The sequence below is a fragment of the Pseudomonas sp. 2(2015) genome, assembly GCF_000955865.1.
Classification (GTDB): Bacteria; Pseudomonadota; Gammaproteobacteria; order Pseudomonadales; family Pseudomonadaceae; genus Aquipseudomonas.
In genome coordinates, this window is sequence record NZ_JYOF01000023.1 from 24258 (window position 1) to 44691 (window position 20434).

A 20434-nucleotide genomic window follows, 5' to 3' on the forward strand; every position below is an offset into this window, starting at 1 on the left:
CCTTACATGACTAGCCAGATCAGCAAAATGAGCAAAACGCCTGACAACACCGCGCCAGTAATTGCCATGTAGGTTCGCGGTTCTTTTTTGACCAGGCTGAGCGAGCTCAGGACCAGCCCGGTGAGTGAAAACAAGCCCATCCCCCACAGGGTGTTACGATCCCAGCTGGCTGGTTCGAACAGCGTCAATACACAGGCGATGCACAGGATCAGCGAGCTGGCTGCCATCCAGGACAAGCGCTTGCCGGCAGGTTGCGTGGTGGCAGAGGGAGTCTGAGGGGCGCCGCACTGTGGGCAGCTGGGTGCCGTTTCATGGATTTCCATGGCACAACCGCGGCAAAAAACCATTGCCATGACAATTCCTTTTGATAGTTCCGCTTGCGTGACGCAGCGCAGGGCGCGGCGGAGTTTATCAAAGACTTCGACGTTGGCGTAACAGCGACGGCGCCCTGCTGACCTCCGGAGGGATTTGGCAGGGCGCAGTACCTCAGCTCTTCTGCACGATCACCTGACTGTTCAGGTCGTTGAGCATGGCGTCCAGGGTTGGCTTCATCTTTTCGAAGTCTTTCACGCTGCACACCGCTTTCGGGTTGTGGAAGTCCAGGCGGCGTTTGATCACCAGGCTGTTGCCTTGCAGAGCATAGTCGGCGCTGTAGTCGAAGTGTTTGTCCTTGAGGCTCACAGGCTTGGGCGCGGCGATGATCTTGACGTCGGCCGGGAACTCGAAACGCGCTTGTTCTTCGGTGATGCCGGAGATGCAGGTGAAGTCCTGGGTGCGCTGCTTTTCAGCGATAAAGCCGAAGATATTCTGGGCGATGCCGCCAGCCAGGCTGGTCAGGGTCGGTACGCCGATCGGGCCGGGCAGGTTGACCAGGTTTTCGCTGCGGCCGTTGATGTGCATCTCGAAGGCGCCGCTGGCTTCCAGGTCGTCGCTGCTGATCTTGCCGCTACCACGCTGGCCGTAAGCGGCGAGGATGCGCTGGGTCAGCAGGTCGCGCTCGGCCGGTTGCATGTTGCGCATCATCCAGCGGTTCATCTCGGCGGCCCAGCCGTCGATTTTCGAAGCGTGGCTGAAGTCGGCGGCGCCGCTGCTGGCCACGGTGTAGGTGGTGCTGTTGTGCACCAGGCCTGTTTGGGTGGCCGGAGTGTGGCCGAGCTTGCCGGAGCGGGTCAGCACGGTGGGTTTGTCCAGCACCGGAGCGGGCAGGTAGCCGCTGGCAATGGCTTCGGCGGTGGAGTCCAGGTACAGGTCCAGGCTCGGGATGTAGGTGACCACATGGTTGATCACGCCCAGGGTCGGCACCTTGGGCAGGGCGTAGGCATTGCCGAGGTTGATCAGCGCCGGGGTGCTGTCGATATTGACTGCGGCCAGCAGCGCTTCGAGCAGGGCCACGTGGTCCTTGCAGTCGCCATAACGGTTGCTCAGCACGGTATCGGCAGCATGCGGCACCACGCCGCCAGCACCGATGTACACCGCCACGTAGCGAATGTTGCGGCGCACCCAGTCACCCAGGGCCAGGGCCTTGTCGCGCGGGTCGTCGATCTTGGCCGTGAGCTTTTCCGCCAGTTCGCGGATGGCGGGCGTCACTTCGCTGTTGGCGCGCGCCGCGTAGGCTTTGGCGAACTCGCTGTAGTCAGCGAAGGTGGAAACCGCCAGGTACTTGCCGTAGTCCGAGTAGGCTACTGCGCCCAGTTCTGTACGGGCGTTGTCACCCTGCACATAATCCCACTGGTAGACCTTGCGACCAGGCTCGGCCTTCGGGCTGGACGCCTTGAAGCCCTTGGCCTCGGCATTGAGCTTGAGGTTCTTCGGCAGGTCGTAGATCAGGGTGAACTGCTGGGTCGGGTGGAACTGCGGCATCGCCAGGTCTTCGAACTGGCCAGGGAACAGCGGGGTCTTGCGCTGTTTCTTGAAGCTCAGCACCAGGCGATCGCCGACGGCGACTTCGGGGAAGATCACTACCTTGACCAGGCTGTCATGGAACATCGGCGCCTGGGACGATTGCTGCTCCTGTTGCTCCTTGATCTGCTCGGGGCTGACCTGCACTTTGCGGCCATCGGGCTTCTGGGTGTAGGCCTGGGTCACCTCGAGGGTTTCCAGGGTGCGGTTGTAGTACAACGACTGCTGGGCCTTGGCCTGGATCGCGCGTTCTTCATTGATCAGCAGGACCAGGTCCTGGGTGGCGGCGTAGCTGCCGTCTTCGGCCACCACGGTGCGTAGAATGTCCTTTTCGATGGTGACGGAGGGGTCGGTACCGTCGTCCTTGGCCTGTGCGATGTTCAAGGCGAACAGGCAGCACAACATCCCGACCCACCGGGCCGGGGTCACAGCGAACCGCTTCATAAAGATCCTTCTTGCTGGTGTATTCCAGGGGTCTGACTCGTTAAATGCGAATCAGTTAGTAGCATTTTGCCTTATAACTGGCTGTTGCTGCTGCGCCAATTTTTTCAGCGCAGGTTTTCCTGCGTTTTCTGTCCCTATCGATTCAAGGATTCAGCATGTTTACCAGGCGGCACTCCGTCATGACCCTCCTGTTGCTCGGCGCCGGTAGCGCCTGTGCCGACAGCGTCGAACTGGCGCCGCTGGAAGTGACCTCGACCCGGGTCAATTCCGCCTGGTTGCAGACCCCGGCTTCGGTAAGCGCCGTGGACATCGCCGAGAAGCCCGGCGAGCAACTGCTGACCCTCGATGGCCTGCTTTCGGCCGTGCCCGGCACCGTGTCGCAGAGCCGCTACAACATGGCCCAGGGCATGCGCCTGTCGATTCGTGGCTTTGGTGCGCGTTCGAGCTTCGGCATGCGCGGCATTCGCGTGATGGTCGACGGCGTACCGCTGACCATGCCCGATGGCCAGACCGAAATGGACGGCGTTGACCTGGGCCTGGTGGAGCGCATCGAAGTGATCCGCGGCTCGGCCTCGACGCTTTATGGCAACGGTGCGGGCGGGGTATTGGCAATCCAGACCCGCGAGCCGTCGCTGACACCGCAATCGTCCATCGATGTCAGTGGTGGCGAGTATGGCTACCAACGCCTGCGTGCGGAAACCAGCGGCACCTCCGGCAACCTTGGCGGCCTGCTGGCGCTCAATGTCACCAACCTCGACGGCTATCGCCAGCACTCCAGCTCCGAGGCGCGCAACCTTACCGGCAAGCTGCGCTGGCAGGGCGATGCAGGGCAACTGGGGGTAACGTTCCAGGCGCTCGACAACCGTTCCGAAGACCCTGGCGCCCTGACCCTCGCCGAAGTGCACGCCAAACGTGACCAGGCCCGCGCCCAGAGCCTGTTGTACAACTCCGACGAAGACATCACCCAGCAGCGTCTGGCGCTGAACTGGACCGGCGATCTTGGCGAGGCCGACAGTTATCAAGTGCGCAGCTGGCTGGGGCGCCGCGAGTTTGGCAATCGCCTGCCTTACGCCAATGGCGGGCAGACCTCCTACACCCGGCTGTTCGCCGGGGTAGGCGGGCAGTACACCCATAAGGCCAGCTGGTTCGGCCTGGATCAACACGTCACCGCCGGTGTCGATCTTGAACAGCAGCGCGATGAGCGTGAACGCCACAACAACCAGATCGGCGGCGGCACCGGGGCGCTGACCCTGCGTCAGCAAGAGAAGGCCGGCAGCGTTGGCCTGTACCTGCAAGACAGCATCGACCTCAGCGAGCGCTGGCAACTGACTCTGGGCGGGCGCTACGACAGCATGCGCTTGGCGGTGGACGACCGCTTCGAGCGTGACGGCGACGACTCCGGCTCGCGCACGCTGGATGACTGGAACTACAGCGCCGGCCTCAGCTATCGCCTGAGCGAGCATTACCTGGTTTATGCCCGCGTCGCCACCTCGTTCGAAACGCCCACGGTCAACGAACTGGCCAACCCGGCAGGTGGCGGCTTCAACCCGGGCCTGCAACCGGCCAAGGCGCTCAACCGTGAGCTGGGAATCAAAGGCGAATGGAGCGACGTGCGCGCCGAGGCGGTGCTTTACAGCATCGCGCTTGAGGATGAGCTGGTGCCTTACGTCGACGGCGGCCAGACCTTCTACCGCAACGCCGGCAAGTCGCGCCGCGACGGCGTTGAGCTGAGCGCCGACTACCAGGTGCTGGAGCACTGGCGGCTGTCCATGGCCTACAGCTTCAACAACTACCGCTACACCGACTTCAACGGCTTTGACGACAACCGCCTGCCGGGCATCCCGCGTCAGACGTTGTTTAGCGAAGTGGCTTACGAGCGTGATGGCTTTTATGCGCGCGTGAACATGAATGCCTACGGCCCGCAGTACGCCGACAACGCCAACAGCGCGCGGGTGGCCGGGGTCGCTTTGCTCAACTTGCGCCTTGGCAAGCAGTTTGATCTTGGCGGCCAGACCCTGGAGCCGTACCTGGGTGTGGATAACCTCAGTGACCGCCAGTACTACGACAACCTGCGCATCAACGATGGCGCCGGGCGTTACTACGAACCGGGGCCTGGGCGCACGCTGTATGCCGGTGCGCGCCTGAGTTTCTAACCCGGTAGGTGCGGCGGTGCGACGATTCTGCCACATCGCCGCGCGGGGCAAGCCCTCTCCCACAGAGCCTCCAGCGTTCTGGTAGGAGCGGGCTTGCCCCGCGATCGCGATCTACCGGCCGCATCGCATTGCGGGGCAAGTCGTACCGCTCCCACAATACCAGTGGTCAGCGGCTATTCACCCACCCGCTCCTCAATCCCATCCAGCAAGGCATCCACCAACCCTTTGGCCATTTCTACCGAATGCAGGGTCGACCACAAGAAGCCCTTGTGGGCCGGATCAATATCGTCGAAGGCCTTGTAGCCAGTGTCGTAAGCGCAGCCTAAGTAGAGAGAGGCATGCACCAGCGCATCATGGGCGGCGACACCGGAGCAGACAGCGAACAGCGCAGAGTGCCCGGCCTGGCAGTTGCCGAAGACAGAGTGTGCGGTGGTGGTGGATTTATCCAGTGGTGGATCTGGAACGATTTTTTTCATGTCGATGCTCGCAAGTCGGAGCTGACACCACAATCCGTTACCACACGAAAGGGTGGCAGCTGTACACGGGGTGGTAAACCGGGGAGAGCATCAATCCCGGCAGGCTCGAAAGCCTCCCGCATACAGCCGCCATTGACTGTATAGGATGATGCGCACTCCGGGTTACCACGCCCGATCACCGAGTTTTCGGTGACGGGCAAGAGCCTAGAGGCACGAGTTCCCAGGGACAAGCAGACGGGCATCGACAGACCGCGTAGGGTATTTCTTAGGACGACACATTTCGAGACTTCGAAACATAATCTGACATAGATGCGCGCTGGTAGGTGCGGCGGTGCGGCGACCCGACTTGCCCCGCGATTGTGGTCTGCCTGCCGTATCGGATCGCGGGGCAAGCCCGCTCCCACACAGGGAGTAACTGGGCCGGAAAACAAAAAAGGCCCAGGTATTCACCTGAGCCTTGATCGATATGGCGCACTCGGCGGGATTCGAACCCACGACCCCTGCCTTCGGAGGGCAGTACTCTATCCAGCTGAGCTACGAGTGCAACGCGGGCGCCATAATACCCATCTAGGCTGGCGGCGTCCATCGTCGAAATGGCTGTGGTCGATTTCGCACACTCCAGGGGCTATAAGTGACGTTGATCCGAAAAAATCCGCCGCACAGCGCTTTTTGTTCTTTTTTTCGAACACCCTATTGTCCTTTCTCGTCGTTGATCCTAGGATTCGTTTGAGATTTCAAACGCTCTCCTTTTTCTACAATCAATAATTCGCTCCGTGCCTGCACGGTGCAGTTAAGGAAGCCCGACATGCAGCTTAAAGACGCCCAGTTGTTCCGCCAGCAAGCCTTCATTAATGGAGAGTGGCTGGACGCGGACAACGGCCAGACGATCAAGGTCAACAACCCGGCAACGGGCGAGATCATCGGCACTGTGCCGAAGATGGGCGCCGCTGAAACCCGCCGTGCCATCGAGGCCGCCGACAAGGCGCTGCCGGCCTGGCGTGCGCTGACCGCCAAAGAACGTGCTGGCAAGCTGCGTCGCTGGTTCGAGCTGATGATCGAGCACCAGGATGACCTGGCCCGCCTGATGACCACCGAGCAGGGCAAGCCACTGGCCGAAGCCAAGGGCGAAATCGCCTATGCCGCTTCCTTTATCGAGTGGTTCGCCGAAGAAGCCAAGCGCGTGTACGGCGACACCATCCCGGGTCACCAGCCAGACAAGCGCCTGATCGTGATCAAGCAGCCGATCGGCGTGACCGCAGCCATCACCCCGTGGAACTTCCCGGCGGCGATGATCACCCGTAAAGCCGGCCCGGCCCTGGCCGCTGGCTGCACCATGGTGCTCAAGCCTGCTTCGCAAACCCCGTACTCGGCCCTGGCCCTGGTTGAGCTGGCCACCCGTGCCGGTATCCCGGCTGGCGTGCTCAGCGTAGTCACCGGCAGCGCCGGCGACATCGGCAGCGAGCTGACCGGCAACCCGATCGTGCGCAAGCTGTCGTTCACCGGCTCCACCGAGATCGGTCGCCAGCTGATGGCCGAATGCGCCAAGGACATCAAGAAGGTTTCCCTGGAGCTGGGCGGCAACGCGCCGTTCATCGTGTTCGACGACGCTGACCTGGACAAGGCCGTCGACGGCGCGATCATCTCCAAGTACCGCAACAACGGCCAGACCTGCGTCTGCGCCAACCGTATCTACGTTCAGGACGGCGTCTACGATGCCTTCGCCGAGAAGCTCAAGGCCGCAGTGGCCAAGCTGAAAATCGGCAACGGCCTGGAAGACGGCACCACTACCGGCCCGCTGATCGACGGCAAGGCCGTGGCCAAGGTCCAGGAACACATCGAAGACGCAGTCGCCAAGGGCGCCAAGGTGCTCAGCGGCGGCAAGCTGATCGAAGGCAACTTCTTCGAGCCGACCATTCTGGTCGACGTACCTAAGAACGCCGCCGTGGCCAAGGAAGAAACCTTCGGCCCGCTGGCGCCACTGTTCCGTTTCAAGGACGAGGCCGAAGTCATCGCCATGTCCAACGACACCGAGTTCGGCCTGGCCTCGTACTTCTATGCCCGTGACATGAGCCGCGTGTTCCGTGTCGCCGAAGCCCTGGAATACGGCATGGTCGGTATCAACACCGGTCTGATCTCCAACGAAGTCGCGCCGTTCGGTGGTATCAAGGCTTCGGGCCTGGGCCGCGAAGGCTCCAAGTACGGCATCGAGGACTACCTGGAAATCAAATACCTGTGCATCAGCGTCTGATCGCAGCGTAAGGCTTTACCTCTGCCAGCGGGGCGCGAGAGCGACGTCTCGCTGGCCTTTTTTACACCGTACATCCAGTGGCCTGGGCCCCTGCAGCAGTCGATCAACGCATGCTGCCTGCAGTTGAATACCGGCCACTCCGACTTGAATCGCGCCACCTTGTGTGTGGCGAATTGAGGACATTATGAGCAAGACCAACGAATCTTTGATGCAACGTCGTGTCGCCGCTGTTCCACGCGGTGTTGGCCAGATCCACCCGATCTTCGCCGAGTCGGCAAAAAACGCCACCGTCACTGACGTCGAAGGCCGCGAGTTCATCGACTTCGCCGGCGGTATCGCGGTACTGAACACCGGTCACGTGCACCCGAAGATCATCGCTGCCGTTGAAGCCCAACTGCACAAGCTGACCCACACCTGCTTCCAGGTACTGGCCTACGAGCCTTACGTCGAACTGTGCGAAAAGATCAACGCCAAGGTGCCAGGCGACTTCGCCAAGAAAACCCTGCTGGTTACCACCGGTTCCGAAGCCGTTGAGAACGCCATCAAGATCGCCCGTGCCGCCACTGGCCGTGCCGGCGTAATCGCCTTCACCGGCGCCTACCACGGTCGCACCATGATGACCCTGGGCCTGACCGGTAAAGTCGTGCCTTACTCGGCCGGCATGGGCCTGATGCCAGGCGGCATCTTCCGCGCCATCTACCCGAACGAACTGCACGGCGTGAGCATCGACGACTCGATCGCATCCATCGAACGCATCTTCAAGAACGACGCCGAAGCCCGTGACATCGCCGCAATCATCCTCGAGCCAGTTCAGGGCGAAGGTGGTTTCTACGTTGCGCCGAAAGAGTTCATGAAGCGCCTGCGTGCCCTGTGCGACCAGCACGGCATCCTCCTGATCGCCGACGAAGTTCAGACCGGCGCTGGCCGTACCGGTACCTTCTTCGCCATGGAGCAGATGGGCGTTGCTCCAGACCTGACCACCTTCGCCAAGTCCATCGCTGGCGGCTTCCCGCTGGCCGGTGTGTGCGGCAAGGCCGAGTACATGGACGCCATCGCTCCAGGCGGCCTGGGCGGCACCTACGCTGGTAGCCCGATCGCTTGCGCTGCGGCCCTGGCCGTGATGGAAGTGTTCGAAGAAGAAAAACTGCTGGACCGCAGCAAGGCCGTTGGCGAGCGCCTGGTCGCCGGCCTGCGCAAGATCCAGGACAAGCACCCGATCATCGGTGACGTGCGTGCCCTGGGTTCGATGATCGCTATTGAAGTGTTCGACAAAGCCGGTTCCCACACCCCTAACGCTGCCGCTGTAGCCTCGGTTGTGGCCAAGGCGCGTGACAAGGGATTGATCCTGCTGTCGTGCGGCACTTACGGCAACGTCCTGCGTATCCTGGTTCCGCTGACCTCGCCTGATGAGCAACTGGACCAAGGTCTGGCAATCATCGAAGAGTGCTTCGCAGAACTTGCGTAAACTGTGACGCATTAGAAGAAAAACCCGCTTCGGCGGGTTTTTTTTCGCCCAAAGGAAGGCCAGGCGGCTAAGGTTGCCTGTAAGGAGACACCTTGGAAGGTGCACAGGATTGCGTGTAGCGGAATATCGGGAGAGTTGTGTATGAGCGTTGTAGAGCCCGCCCAGGCACCTTGCGTGCTGATTGCCGAAGGCGACCCCTGGGTGCGGGACATGCTGAGCCAGATGCTGCTGAGCGTGCGCTGCGATGCGCGTTTGCAGGTGTGTGCCGATGGCTCGCAGGCGCTGGCAGCGCTGGCCAGCAAGCCGGACCTGATCATCGCCGCGCGCGAGCTGCCCGGCGGCGACGGCCTCGACTTGCTGCGCAACGTACGGGCCAAAGGTCGCCAGCCGGCACTGCCGTTCATTCTCATGAGCAACCGCAGCGATGCCGCCAGTGTCCGCGAGGTGCTGCCGTTCGCACCCACCGCTTACCTGAGCAAGCCGTTGAACATGGATTCGCTGCGTCAGCGCCTGGAAGACCTGCTGCTCAGCGCCGGCGAGGAGGTTGCCTGTCCGGTGCCGCCGTTGCAGCCGGGCTCGACCTTGCCGCGTTTTCTCGAAGGGCGTCGCGCCAATTCCGATGGCGGCCCGCTGTTTGCCGACGTGAAACTGGCGATCAAGCGCAGCCTGCAACCCCAGGGCCTGGACCTCAAGGTGCTGGAGGCCGAGATCCGCAATGACCCGCAGGTTACCGCCGTGCTCATTGCCGCCGCCAACAGCGCCGCATTGCATCGCGATGGCGCGGTGCAGAGCCTGATGCAGGCGCTGAACAAGCTGGGCACCACCCAGAGCATGAACTTGATACTGGGGCTTGCGCTCAAGCGCAGCGCCAAACTCAGTGATCCGATCCTGTCGCGTCATGCCGAGCATTTCTGGGAGTTGTCACTGCACACTGCCGAATACGCGCGAACCCTGGCCCGCATGCTCGAGCTCGATCAGGAGCGCTGCTATTGCGCCGGCTTGCTGCATTGCCTGGGCGATCTGGCGCTGTTGCGTTGTTTGCAGGAATGGCAGCAGGCCGGCGGTGAGCTGGATGAAGACTCGGTGGAGCTGTCGCTCAACGAGTTTGGCGCGGCGTTCGGCTCGGCGCTGCGCACCCGCTGGCGCTTGCCGCTGGAGCTGCGTGAGCTGATTGCAGCGATCTACCAGTTGGGCGGCGGCGTGTATTCACGCGATGCGCTGGTGATGAACCTGGCCGGGCAACTGGCGCGCCTGCCGGCGGATCAGGGGCTCGAAGGCCTGGCTGAAAGCAAGACGGCGCGCTTGCTCAAGGTGGGGATGGCGGAGCTGGGCAGGTTGCGCAAGGTTTGAGACTCTGGGGCCGCTGTGCGGCCCAATCGCTGGCAAGGCCAGCGATGCTTTTCAGCCTCTTACAATCTGATTCTTGCCCTGGCGCTTGGCCTGGTACATGGCCGCATCCGCCCGGGCGAACAGGCTGTCCAGCGACTCATCTTCTTCAGTAATCCCGGTCAGCCCCTGGCTCACCGTCACTCCAAATACCTTGTCGTCATGGCTGAAGCTCAAGCGCTGGATCTCGCGCTGCAGGCGTTCGGCAATCTGCTGGGCGATCTCTGGGGTGCAACCCGGAAACACTGCGGCGAATTCTTCACCGCCAATGCGCCCGAACTGATCACCACGGCGCAACACCGCCTTGCCGGTGTCGGCGATGCGCTGCAGCACATAGTCGCCTTCCTGATGGCCGTAGGTGTCGTTGATCTGCTTGAAGTCATCGATGTCGAGCAGCAGGAACGCCAACGGCGTCTGCTCCAGTCGCGCGGTTTCGAAAGCGTGCTGGGCGCACTCGAAAAAGTGCCGGCGGTTGCTGCTCTGGGTCAGGACGTCGGTGGTGGCCAGGCGCTGCAGCTCGCCTTCGAGCTGCTTCTTTTCGGTGATGTCCTCGGCCATGCCAACGATGATCACCCGCTGGCTGGGGTCGGCTTGCTGGTTGATGAAGCATTTGTCGCTGATCCAGCGCACCTGGCCGTCGGCGGCGATGATGCGGTACTCGCGGTCTTCCACTGCGCCTTTGACCAGCACTTCGGCCAGGCTGCGTTCGGCGTAGTCGAGGTCGTCGGGGTAGATGCTGTCGCGCCACTCATTGAAGTCAGCCAGCAGCAGGCCGGCCGGGCGGCCAAAAATGCGCTCGTAGGCGGGGCTGACGTAAAGCACCTGGCGGCTTTCCCAGTCGAAGGCCCAGAGCACGGCGTTAACGCTGTCGAGCAACGAGCTGAACAGCTGTTCACGCTCGCTCAGGCGCGCGACTTCGCCTTGGGCGTGCATCAGGGCCAGCAGGGTCTGGGCGGCTTCAGGTGGCGGATTGCAGGCCAGGGTTGTTGGTTTGTTCTTGACCATTTGCGCGGAAATTCTCACGACGGGGGCGTGCGGCCACGACCCGGCCCGCCACGCGGGCGATATGCCTGTCAGAGTGAGATTAGGCGGCTAAGTTCCGGTCGGCGCGCCGCGGGACGGGCGCGCCGATCAACGGCATCAGGCCAGGGCAGGGCGCAGCGAGTAGGTCTTGAGCTGGGCGGCGAAGTCGCGCAGCGACTGGATACCGCTGGCTTCGGCCTCGTGTACCCAGTCTTTCATGGCCGCGAGCATGTCGTGGCCGTTGGCGCTGGTACGTACCCAGATTTGCTGCAGGGCCAGGCGTTTTTCGTAGATGGTCTTGAGTGCCTGGCTGTGCTCGAGCATGGTCTGGATGCGCAGGTGATGACGGTCTTCCAGCAGGCTGGTCTCCCGCGACAGCAAGCGCTTGGCGCGGCGGAACTGGTGGCGCACCGAGTCGTCGACGCGAGCCAGCTCCTGCTTGACCAGCGGCGCGATCACCAGCTTGCGGTACTGGGCCATGATCTGGAAGCGGTTGTTGAGGATCGCCATGGCGGTGTCCATGTCCAGCTGGCCCTTGCCTTCGACCCGGTGGGCGATGGGCGCGACGCGTTGCACCTTGGCCAGGCGCAGCCAGCAGAACAGCTTGATCCAGGCCCAGCCCATGTCGAACTCCCAACGCTTGACCGAGAGCTTGGCCGAGTTGGGGTAGGTGTGGTGGTTGTTGTGCAGTTCTTCACCACCAATGATGATGCCCCAGGGCACCAGGTTGGTGGCGGCGTCGCGGCATTCGAAGTTGCGATAGCCGACCGCATGGCCCAGGCCGTTGACCACGCCGGCGGCCCAGAACGGAATCCACATCATCTGCACCGCCCAGATGGTGATGCCGGCGGTGCCGAACAGCAGCAGGTCGATGACCGCCATGAGGGCGATGCCGCCAAGCTTGTAGCGGCTATAGAGGTTGCGTTCGATCCAGTCTTGCGGGCAGTTCTTGCCGTAGATACGCAAGGTTTCCGGGTTCTGTGCCTCTTCGCGGTACAGCTCGGCGCCCTTGCGCAGCACCGTGGACAGGCCTTTGATCACCGGGCTGTGCGGGTCATCGACGGTTTCGCATTTGGCGTGGTGCTTGCGGTGGATGGCAGTCCACTCGCGGGTGTTCTGCGCCGTGGTCAGCCACAGCCAGAAACGGAAAAAGTGCTTGAGCCCGGCATTGAGTTCCAGCGAGCGGTGGGCAGAGTAACGGTGCAGGTAAACGGTGACACTGACGATGGTCACATGCGTCATTACCAGGGTAACTGCCAGCAATTGCCACACTGACAAGTTGAGCAAACCTTCGTACCACATAGGCTAAATGGCCCTCAAAAACATAGGGAACAGCGGGAAACATTATCCCTGCGCCAGCAAATAAAACCAGTCGGCCTTTTAGATAGGAGGTCACCGGATGTTTCTACCCTATAATCCCCCACAAATTTTTGTGGGTTTGCCCGGGACCTTATGTCTGCTTCCATTCGAGACGCCATGCGCATGGCGGCGCTCTACCTCGTGCTGTCGGTACTGTGGCTGGCTCTGTCTGATCAATTATTGAACAGTCTTTTCGATGCTCCCGAGCAGATCGCCCGCTGGCAGCTGATCAGCGCGCATTTCTGGGTGCTGTGCAGCGCCTTGCTGATTTTTGTCTCGCGCGCCCGTTTGCTCAACTTCATTGGCGTCGGCGTGCGCTTGCGCCGCGAGGACCGCGAGCGCCTGCGCATGGCGGCGGCGGTGTTCGACAGCACCCTTGAAGGGGTATTGGTCACCGACCGCGATGGCCTGATCGTGCACGTCAACCGGGCGTTCATGCAGATCACCGGCTACGACAAGGACGAAGTGCTCGGCCAGCGCCCGAGCAAGTTCAAGTCCGGCCGCCACGGCCCGGCGTTCTACCAGCAGATCTACGCCACCCTGGCCGAAAAGGGTGAGTGGAGCGGCGAGATCTGGAACCGGCGCAAAAGCGGCGAGGTGTATCCGCAATGGCAGACCATCTGCGCCATCAGCGATGACAGCGGCGAGTTGAGCCATTACGTTGCGGTATTCAGCGACATCAGCGCGATCAAGCATTCCGAGCGCGAGCTGGCCTATCTTGCCCATCACGACCCGCTCACCGACCTGCCCAACCGCCTGCTGTTCAACGACCGCACCCAGCAGGCCCTGGCCGCAGCGCAGAGCAACAAGCGCGGTTGCGCCTTGCTGCTGCTCGACCTCGATCATTTCCAGAGCATCAACGACAGCCTCGGTCACAACATTGGCGACCAGTTGCTCAAGGTGGTCGGCGAGCGCTTGAAGGCGCTGCTGGGCAACGGCGTGACCCTGGCGCGCCTGGGCGGTGACGAGTTCGCCGTGCTCGCCGAGAACTGCCCGCAGGTCGGCCAGGCCGCGGCCTTGGCCCAGAGCATCATCGACGGCATGAAGGCGCCGTTCGAAGTCGACCACCAGCGCCTGTTCATCAGCGTCAGCATCGGCATCAGCCTGTTCCCCAGCGACGCCCTGAGCGCCGAGCAATTGCTGCGCAATGCCGACTCGGCGCTGTTCAAGGCCAAAACCTGCGGGCGCGCCGGTTATGCGCTGTACACCGAGGAGCTGACCGCCCATGCCCAGCAGCGGGTCGAAACCGCTGGCGAGCTGCGCCGCGCCCTGGAGCAGGAAGAACTGCGGGTCTATTACCAGCCGGTGCACGACCTGTTCAGCGGCAAGATGATTGGCGTCGAGGCCCTGGTGCGCTGGCAGCATCCACAGCGTGGGCTGGTGCCGCCCGGGGAGTTCATCCCGATTGCCGAGCGCACCGGGCTGATTGCCGATATCGACACCTGGGTGCTGCGCCAGGCCTGCCTGCAGATGGTTAAGTGGCAGGCCGAGGGGCGGGCGCTGGAGTTTGTCGCGGTGAATATTTCCAGCCGTCTGTTTGGCCATCGCGACCTCTATCAGCAGGTCGCGCAGGTGCTGCACGACACTGCGCTGGACCCGGCCCTGCTGGAGCTGGAAGTGACCGAAAGCGCGGTGATGGAAGACCCCGAGGTGGCGCTCGAGCAACTGCACCGCTTGCGTGAACTGGGCTTGCGCCTGGCCATCGATGACTTTGGCACCGGTTACTCGTCGCTGCTGCGGCTCAAGCGCCTGCCGGTGCAGAAGCTCAAGATCGACCAGGGCTTTGTCGCCGGCTTGCCTTGTGATGAAGACGATGTGGCGATCGTCCGGGTGATCATCGCCCTGGCCCGAAGCATGGGCATGCTGGTGCATGCCGAGGGTATCGAGCAGGCCGAGCAGGCGCGTTTTCTGCTGGAGCAGCAATGCCAGCTGGGTCAGGGCTACTGGTTTGGCAGGCCGGTGCCGGCGCAGCAATTGCGCTGGGCTTGAGGGCCCTATCGCGGGGCAAGCCCGCTCCTACAAGTGCAGGTGCGGCGGGGCGGCGATCCGACTTGTCCCGCGAAACTCTATTTCAGTTATATAAAAATTCTTAAATAGTATTTTTAAGAATATTCGCGCCCCCCTAAGATTGCCCTCAAGCCAGGCGCAGTCGCTCCCCTTCACGCACTGCACGGCACCCATATCACAGGAGCACGAGCATGAGCGCATCTCTGCGTAGCGTTGACGGTCAGGACGAAGCCACCATTCTGCGCGAAATCCAGAGCGCCCTGCGCGACCTGCGGTTTGGCGCGGTGGAAATCACCGTGCACAACGCCCAGGTCGTCCAGATCGAACGCAAGGAAAAGTTCCGCCTGCAGAACCCCGGCAACAAGCCCAGCTGATTATCGCGCCACCTAATTAGAAAAATACGCCAATCGGGAGCTTCACCATGTCCATCCGCCGTTATGCCCTGGCTGCACTCGCCAGCGCCATTTTTGCCGGTTCCGCAATCGCCAAGGACTACGAACTGCTGAACGTGTCCTATGATCCGACCCGCGAGTTGTATCAGCAGTACAACGCCGAGTTCATCAAGCACTGGCAGCAGGCTCACCCGGACGACAAGGTGAAGATCCAGCAGTCCCACGGGGGTTCGGGCAAGCAGGCCCGCGCGGTGATCGACGGCCTGCGTGCCGACGTGGTGACCCTGGCCCTGGCCGGCGACATCGACGAAGTGGCCAAGCTCGGCAAGACCCTGCCGGACAACTGGCAGACCCGCCTGCCGGACGCCAGCACCCCGTACACCTCGACCATCGTCTTCCTGGTGCGCAAGGGCAACCCGAAAGGCATCAAGGACTGGGGCGACCTGATCAAAAAGGACGTCTCGGTCATTACCCCGAACCCGAAAACTTCCGGCGGCGCCCGCTGGAACTTCCTCGCCGCCTGGGCCTACGGCCTGAAAGCCGGTGGCAGCGAAGCCAAGGCCCAGGAGTACGTGAAAGAGCTGTTCAAGCACGTACCGGTCCTGGACACCGGCGCCCGTGGCTCGACCATCACCTTCGTCAACAACGGTCAGGGTGACGTGTTGCTGGCCTGGGAAAACGAAGCCTTCCTGGCCCTCAAGGAAGACGGTGGCGCCGACAAGTTCGACATCGTCGTGCCGTCGCTGTCGATCCTTGCCGAACCGCCAGTGGCGGTGGTCGACAAGAACGCGCAGAAAAAGGGCAACGAACAGATCGCCGAGGCGTACCTCAAGCACCTGTACAGCCCGGCCGGGCAGAAGATCGCGGCCGAGAACTTCTACCGTCCGCGTGATCCGAAAGTCGCCGCCGAATACGCCAAGCAGTTCCCTAAACTGGACCTGGTGACTATCGACAAAGACTTCGGTGGCTGGAAAACTGCCCAACCCAAGTTCTTCAACGATGGTGGCGTGTTCGACCAGATCTACACGGCGCAGTGATGCCCGGCAGGATAATCGCCGTTCAGTAGCCAGCATGGGCCCGGGATTCGTCCCGGGCTTCGTGCGTTCAACCAGGGACCTTTATGTCACGTCGTATTTCCCCCGTCATACCCGGCTTCGGGCTGACGCTGGGCTACACCTTGGTGTACCTCAGCCTGATTGTGCTGATACCGCTGGCCGCCATGTTCATACATGCCGCCCAGCTCACCTGGGAGCAGTTCTGGGCCATCGTCAGTGCCCCGCGGGTGCTTGCGGCGCTCAAGCTGAGCTTCGGCACTGCCCTCTACGCTGCCATCATCAACGGCATCATCGGCACCCTGCTGGCCTGGGTGCTGGTGCGCTACACCTTTCCCGGGCGCAAGATCATCGATGCGATGATCGACCTGCCGTTCGCCCTGCCTACTGCGGTTGCCGGCATTGCCCTGACCGCGCTGTACGCACCGGCCGGCCTGGTCGGCCAGTTCGCCACCGACCTCGGTTTCAAGATCGCCTACACCCCCTTGGGCATCACCCTGGCGCTGACTTTCGTGACCCTGCCGTTCGTGGTGCGCACGGTGCAGCCGGTGCTGGCCGACATTCCCCGTGAAGTCGAAGAGGCCGCCGCCTGCCTGGGCGCCAAGCCGCTGCAGGTGTTCCGCTACGTGCTGGCGCCGGCGCTGTTGCCGGCCTGGCTGACCGGCTTTGCCCTGGCCTTTGCCCGTGGCGTTGGCGAGTACGGTTCGGTGATCTTCATTGCCGGCAACATGCCGATGAAGACCGAAATCCTGCCGCTGCTGATCATGGTCAAGCTCGACCAGTACGACTACACCGGCGCCACCGCCATCGGCGTGTTGATGCTGGTGGTTTCCTTCATCCTGTTGCTGCTGATCAACTTGCTGCAGCGGCGCATCGAAACCCCTTGAAGGAGGCCACGTCCATGTCTGCGACTTCTATTGGCGCGGCCGCTTCGGCCAATGCCGCCCGCCGTGGCAGCGCCACTTCACGGCGTATCCTGATCAGCCTTGGCTGGTTGATCTTCGCCCTGTTCCTGCTGCTGCCGCTGGTGATCGTGGTGTCCCAGGGCCTGAAAATGGGCCTGGGCACGTTCTTCGAGGCGATCTTCGAGCCCGACGCCCTGTCGGCGTTGAAGCTGACCCTGATCGCCGTGGCCATCTCGGTGCCGCTGAACCTGGTGTTCGGGGTCAGCGCTGCCTGGTGTGTGAGCAAATACAACTTCCGTGGCAAGAGCATCCTGGTCACGCTGATCGACCTGCCGTTCTCGGTGTCGCCGGTGATCGCGGGCCTGGTCTATGTGTTGATGTTCGGCGCCCAGGGCCTGTTCGGGCCGTGGTTGCAGGATCACGACATCCAGATCGTCTTCGCCTTGCCGGGCATTGTCCTGGCGACCATCTTCGTCACCGTGCCGTTCGTGGCCCGTGAACTGATCCCGCTGATGCAGGAGCAGGGCACCCAGGAAGAGGAGGCCGCGCGCCTGCTCGGCGCCAACGGCTGGCAGATGTTCTGGCACGTGACCCTGCCCAACATCAAATGGGGCCTGATCTACGGCGTGGTGCTGTGTACCGCGCGGGCGATGGGCGAGTTCGGTGCGGTGTCGGTGGTGTCCGGGCATATTCGCGGGGTCACCAACACCTTGCCGCTGCACGTCGAGATTCTCTACAACGAATACAACCACGTTGCGGCCTTCAGCGTCGCCAGCCTGTTGCTGATCCTGGCGCTCTTCATCCTGCTGCTCAAGCAGTGGAGCGAGTCCCGTATTAACCGTCTGCGCCATAACGCGGCGGAGGAATAATTCATGTCGATCGAAGTTCGTAACGTCAGCAAGCGCTTCAACGCTTTCCAGGCTCTGGACAGCATCAACCTGGATATCCACAGCGGCGAGCTGGTGGCTTTGCTCGGCCCGTCCGGCTGCGGCAAGACCACCCTGCTGCGGATCATCGCCGGGCTGGAAACCCCCGACCAGGGCAGCATCGTCTTCCACGGCGAAGATGTCTCGGGCCACGATGTGCGTGATCGCAACGTCGGTTTCGTGTTCCAGCACTACGCGCTGTTTCGCCACATGAGCGTGTTCGACAACGTCGCCTTCGGCCTGCGCATGAAGCCCAAGGGCGAGCGCCCGAACGAAAGCAAGATTGCCGAGAAGGTCCACGAGCTGCTGAACATGGTCCAGCTCGACTGGCTCAGCGACCGTTACCCCGAGCAACTGTCGGGCGGCCAGCGCCAACGTATCGCCCTGGCCCGCGCCCTGGCGGTGGAGCCCAAGGTACTTCTGCTCGACGAGCCGTTCGGTGCCCTGGATGCCAAGGTACGCAAAGAGCTGCGCCGCTGGCTGGCGCGCCTGCACGAAGACATCAACCTGACCTCGGTGTTCGTTACCCACGACCAGGAAGAGGCCATGGAAGTCGCCGACCGTATCGTGGTGATGAACAAGGGCGTGATCGAGCAGATCGGCTCGCCGGGCGAGGTCTACGAGAACCCGGCCAGCGACTTCGTTTATCACTTCCTTGGCGATTCCAACCGCCTGCACCTGAGCGAAGGCCAGCACGTGATGTTCCGCCCGCATGAAGTGTCGCTGTCGCGTCACGAGATCGAGGGCCATCACGCGGCGCAGGTGCGCGATATCCGTCCGCTGGGGGCGACGACCCGGGTGACCTTGAAGGTCGAAGGGCAGAGCGAGCTGATCGAGGCCGAGGTGGTCAAGGACCATGACAGCCTGAGCGGTCTGGCGCGTGGCGAGACCTTGTTCTTCAAGCCCAAGGTCTGGCAGAAAGTGGCCAATATCTAAGGGCCTCATCGCGGGTCAGGCCCGCTCCCACAGGTACTGCATACACTGAACCCTGTGGGAGCTGGCTTGCCAGCGATGGGCTGCAAAGCAGCCCCTACCACACCCCGATCTTCACCACGCTGTCCTCGCGCGGTTCGCCATAGCGAAACCATTGCCCACGCCGCTCGATCTCGGCATGGCTGATGGTGGTCCGCCGCTTCAAGCTCCTGAGCCATTCGAACAGATAACCCTGGTGGGCCTCGCGCACGCTGGCATAGGCCGGGTCCGCACCCAGGTCGTGCAGCTCTTGCGGGTCGTTGAGCAGGTCGAATAGCTGTGCGCGAAAGCCGTCATAGGCCAGGTACTTCCAGCGCTCGCTGCGTACCATGGTCATCCGGCAACGGTCGATCGGCTGGCCCAGGCGCTCGCGGGCCGGGGCCTGGAAGGCGTAGTCGTATTCGGCGATGGCATAGCTGCGCCAGGCGCTGGCGGTGCCATGCAACAGCGGAATCAGCGAACGCCCCTCCAGCCGATGCTCGGCACTCGGCAGCCCCAGCGCGTCGAGGAAGGTCGGCAGCGCATCGATGGTCTCAACCAATCGCTCATCCACCGTGCCGCGGCTGACATCCGCCGCCGCCCGTGGATCACGCACAATCAGCGGTACGCCCACCGCAGGCTCTAGCAAAAACTCCTTTTCGCCCAGGCCATGGTCGCCGAGAAAATCACCGTGATCACTGGTGAATACGATCAGGGTGTCGTCCCAGCGGCCATTGCTTTGCAGCACATCGAACAGGCGCCCGAGCTGGTCGTCGATCTGTTTGATCAGGCCCATGTAGGTGGGGATCACTTTCAGGCGCACTTCTTTGCGAGAGAAGTTGAGGCTTTCCTGGTGCTGGCGGAACGCGACATACACCGGATGGTCGTTGCCTGGCTGAACAGCTATCGGCGCCTGCACCTGGCTGGCGTTGTACAGCGCGTGGTAAGGCGCCGGGGCGATGTAGGGCCAGTGCGGCTTGATATACGACAGGTGCAGGCACCAGGGCTGCTCGCCCTGGGCCTGGATGAAGTCGATGGCGCGGTCGGTGCTGTAGACCGTCTCGGAGTGCTGCTCGGGCAGGCGTGTGGGCAGGTCGGCGTTGCGCATGTGCCAGCCGCTGAGAATTTCACCGTTTTCGCCTGCGGCGGCATTGGCCCAGCTGTGCCAGGGGTTGTCGCCGGTAAAGCCGTGGTCGCGCAGGTAGCGGGTGTAGGGCGCGCTTTCGCGCTTGTCGGCGAACAGCGGGTCGTCGGGGAAGATGCCATCGTGGCGGGCAACCGGTTCGAACCCCACCTCGTTGAGCTGCTCGGCCATCAGCGGGTCGATGGCCAGCTGTTGCAAGGCGTCCTGGTTCGGCGTGGCGTGGGTCTTGCCCACCAGCGCGGTGCGGATGCCGGCAGGGCGCAGGTAATCACCGAGGGTCAGTTCATCCAGCGGCAGCGGCACGCCGTTCCAGGCCACCTGGTGGCTGCTGACATAACGCCCGGTGTAGGCCGACATCCGCGACGGGCCGCAGATGGTGCCCTGGGTGTAGGCGCGGCTGAAGCGCACCCCGGCGGCGGCCAGGCGGTCGATGTTCGGCGTGTGCAGATGGCGGTGGCCATAGCACGAGAGGTAATCGCGACGCAGTTGGTCGCACATGATGTACAGCACGTTGCGCACGGCAGTGGGGTGGGGCATGGCAGTCACCTGGGCAGATTTCAGCTGACTGTTTTCGCCGCCCGGGGCGCGCATCACAAGCGCATTT

16 protein-coding genes and 1 tRNA gene are annotated in these 20434 nt (G+C 62.5%); 10 read left to right on the forward strand and 7 right to left on the reverse strand.

Annotation, left to right across the window (positions count from 1 at the left end; all coding sequences use genetic code 11):
• Positions 1-2: 2 nt before the first annotated feature.
• Together UB48_RS24910 and UB48_RS24915 are read right to left on the reverse strand one after the other, a co-directional pair.
• Entirely contained in the window at positions 3-353 is a 351-nt protein-coding gene (locus UB48_RS24910) for a hypothetical protein (protein WP_045201743.1), read from the reverse strand.
• 133 nt (positions 354-486) lie between these two features.
• Positions 487-2343, reverse strand: coding sequence for a DUF3857 and transglutaminase domain-containing protein (locus tag UB48_RS24915; RefSeq protein WP_045201745.1), 1857 nt, complete (start codon positions 2341-2343; stop codon positions 487-489).
• Positions 2344-2522: 179 nt separating this feature from the next.
• Here UB48_RS24915 and UB48_RS24920 point away from each other — a divergent pair, with 179 nt between their 5' ends.
• Positions 2523-4496, forward strand: coding sequence for a TonB-dependent receptor (locus UB48_RS24920; protein WP_045201746.1), 1974 nt, complete (start codon positions 2523-2525; stop codon positions 4494-4496).
• Positions 4497-4669: 173 nt separating this feature from the next.
• On the opposite strand, the gene UB48_RS24925 is transcribed toward UB48_RS24920, so the two are convergent.
• Complete coding sequence (locus tag UB48_RS24925; RefSeq protein ID WP_045201747.1) at positions 4670-4972, reverse strand: DUF3077 domain-containing protein; 303 nt, start codon at positions 4970-4972, stop codon at positions 4670-4672.
• 467 nt (positions 4973-5439) lie between these two features.
• Positions 5440-5516 (reverse strand) — tRNA-Arg (locus tag UB48_RS24930).
• Positions 5517-5777: 261 nt separating this feature from the next.
• Between UB48_RS24930 and gabD the strand changes: the two genes are divergently transcribed.
• The 3 genes from gabD (at position 5778) to UB48_RS24945 (ending at position 10035) form a co-directional block, all read left to right on the forward strand.
• On the forward strand, positions 5778-7220 hold the full coding sequence (gabD, locus tag UB48_RS24935) for an NADP-dependent succinate-semialdehyde dehydrogenase (RefSeq protein ID WP_045201748.1): 1443 nt from the start codon (positions 5778-5780) through the stop codon (positions 7218-7220).
• Positions 7221-7404: 184 nt separating this feature from the next.
• Entirely contained in the window at positions 7405-8685 is a 1281-nt protein-coding gene (gabT, locus tag UB48_RS24940) for a 4-aminobutyrate--2-oxoglutarate transaminase (protein WP_038997739.1), read from the forward strand.
• 141 nt (positions 8686-8826) lie between these two features.
• Positions 8827-10035, forward strand: a complete 1209-nt coding sequence (locus UB48_RS24945) for a response regulator (protein WP_045201750.1) — start codon at positions 8827-8829, stop codon at positions 10033-10035.
• 51 nt (positions 10036-10086) lie between these two features.
• Here UB48_RS24945 and UB48_RS24950 read toward each other — a convergent pair whose 3' ends face one another.
• Both UB48_RS24950 and desA read right to left on the reverse strand, forming a co-directional pair.
• Entirely contained in the window at positions 10087-11076 is a 990-nt protein-coding gene (locus tag UB48_RS24950; protein ID WP_045201752.1) for a sensor domain-containing diguanylate cyclase, read from the reverse strand.
• A 135-nt stretch (positions 11077-11211) separates the two neighbouring features.
• Positions 11212-12396, reverse strand: a complete 1185-nt coding sequence (desA, locus tag UB48_RS24955) for a delta-9 fatty acid desaturase DesA (protein ID WP_045201753.1) — start codon at positions 12394-12396, stop codon at positions 11212-11214.
• A gap of 150 nt (positions 12397-12546) precedes the next feature.
• Here desA and dibA point away from each other — a divergent pair, with 150 nt between their 5' ends.
• The 6 genes from dibA (at position 12547) to UB48_RS24985 (ending at position 18671) form a co-directional block, all read left to right on the forward strand.
• Positions 12547-14442, forward strand: a complete 1896-nt coding sequence (gene dibA, locus UB48_RS24960; RefSeq protein ID WP_045201754.1) for a phosphodiesterase DibA — start codon at positions 12547-12549, stop codon at positions 14440-14442.
• 209 nt (positions 14443-14651) lie between these two features.
• Entirely contained in the window at positions 14652-14834 is a 183-nt protein-coding gene (gene oscA, locus UB48_RS24965; RefSeq protein WP_007941032.1) for a sulfur starvation response protein OscA, read from the forward strand.
• 47 nt (positions 14835-14881) lie between these two features.
• Complete coding sequence (locus UB48_RS24970; protein ID WP_045201756.1) at positions 14882-15889, forward strand: sulfate ABC transporter substrate-binding protein; 1008 nt, start codon at positions 14882-14884, stop codon at positions 15887-15889.
• A gap of 83 nt (positions 15890-15972) precedes the next feature.
• The gene (gene cysT / locus UB48_RS24975) at positions 15973-16791 is read left to right on the forward strand and encodes a sulfate ABC transporter permease subunit CysT (protein WP_010222098.1); all 819 of its coding nucleotides are present in this window, start codon (positions 15973-15975) and stop codon (positions 16789-16791) included.
• Positions 16792-16805: 14 nt separating this feature from the next.
• Entirely contained in the window at positions 16806-17678 is an 873-nt protein-coding gene (gene cysW / locus UB48_RS24980) for a sulfate ABC transporter permease subunit CysW (protein WP_045201758.1), read from the forward strand.
• Between the two features lie 3 nt (positions 17679-17681).
• Positions 17682-18671: a sulfate/molybdate ABC transporter ATP-binding protein gene (locus tag UB48_RS24985; RefSeq protein ID WP_045201760.1), complete on the forward strand. Its 990-nt coding sequence runs from the start codon at positions 17682-17684 to the stop codon at positions 18669-18671.
• 94 nt (positions 18672-18765) lie between these two features.
• Here the strand turns inward: UB48_RS24985 and UB48_RS24990 are convergent, their stop codons facing one another.
• The gene (locus UB48_RS24990) at positions 18766-20367 is read right to left on the reverse strand and encodes an alkaline phosphatase family protein (RefSeq protein WP_045201891.1); all 1602 of its coding nucleotides are present in this window, start codon (positions 20365-20367) and stop codon (positions 18766-18768) included.
• Between the last annotated feature and the right edge of the window lie 67 nt (positions 20368-20434).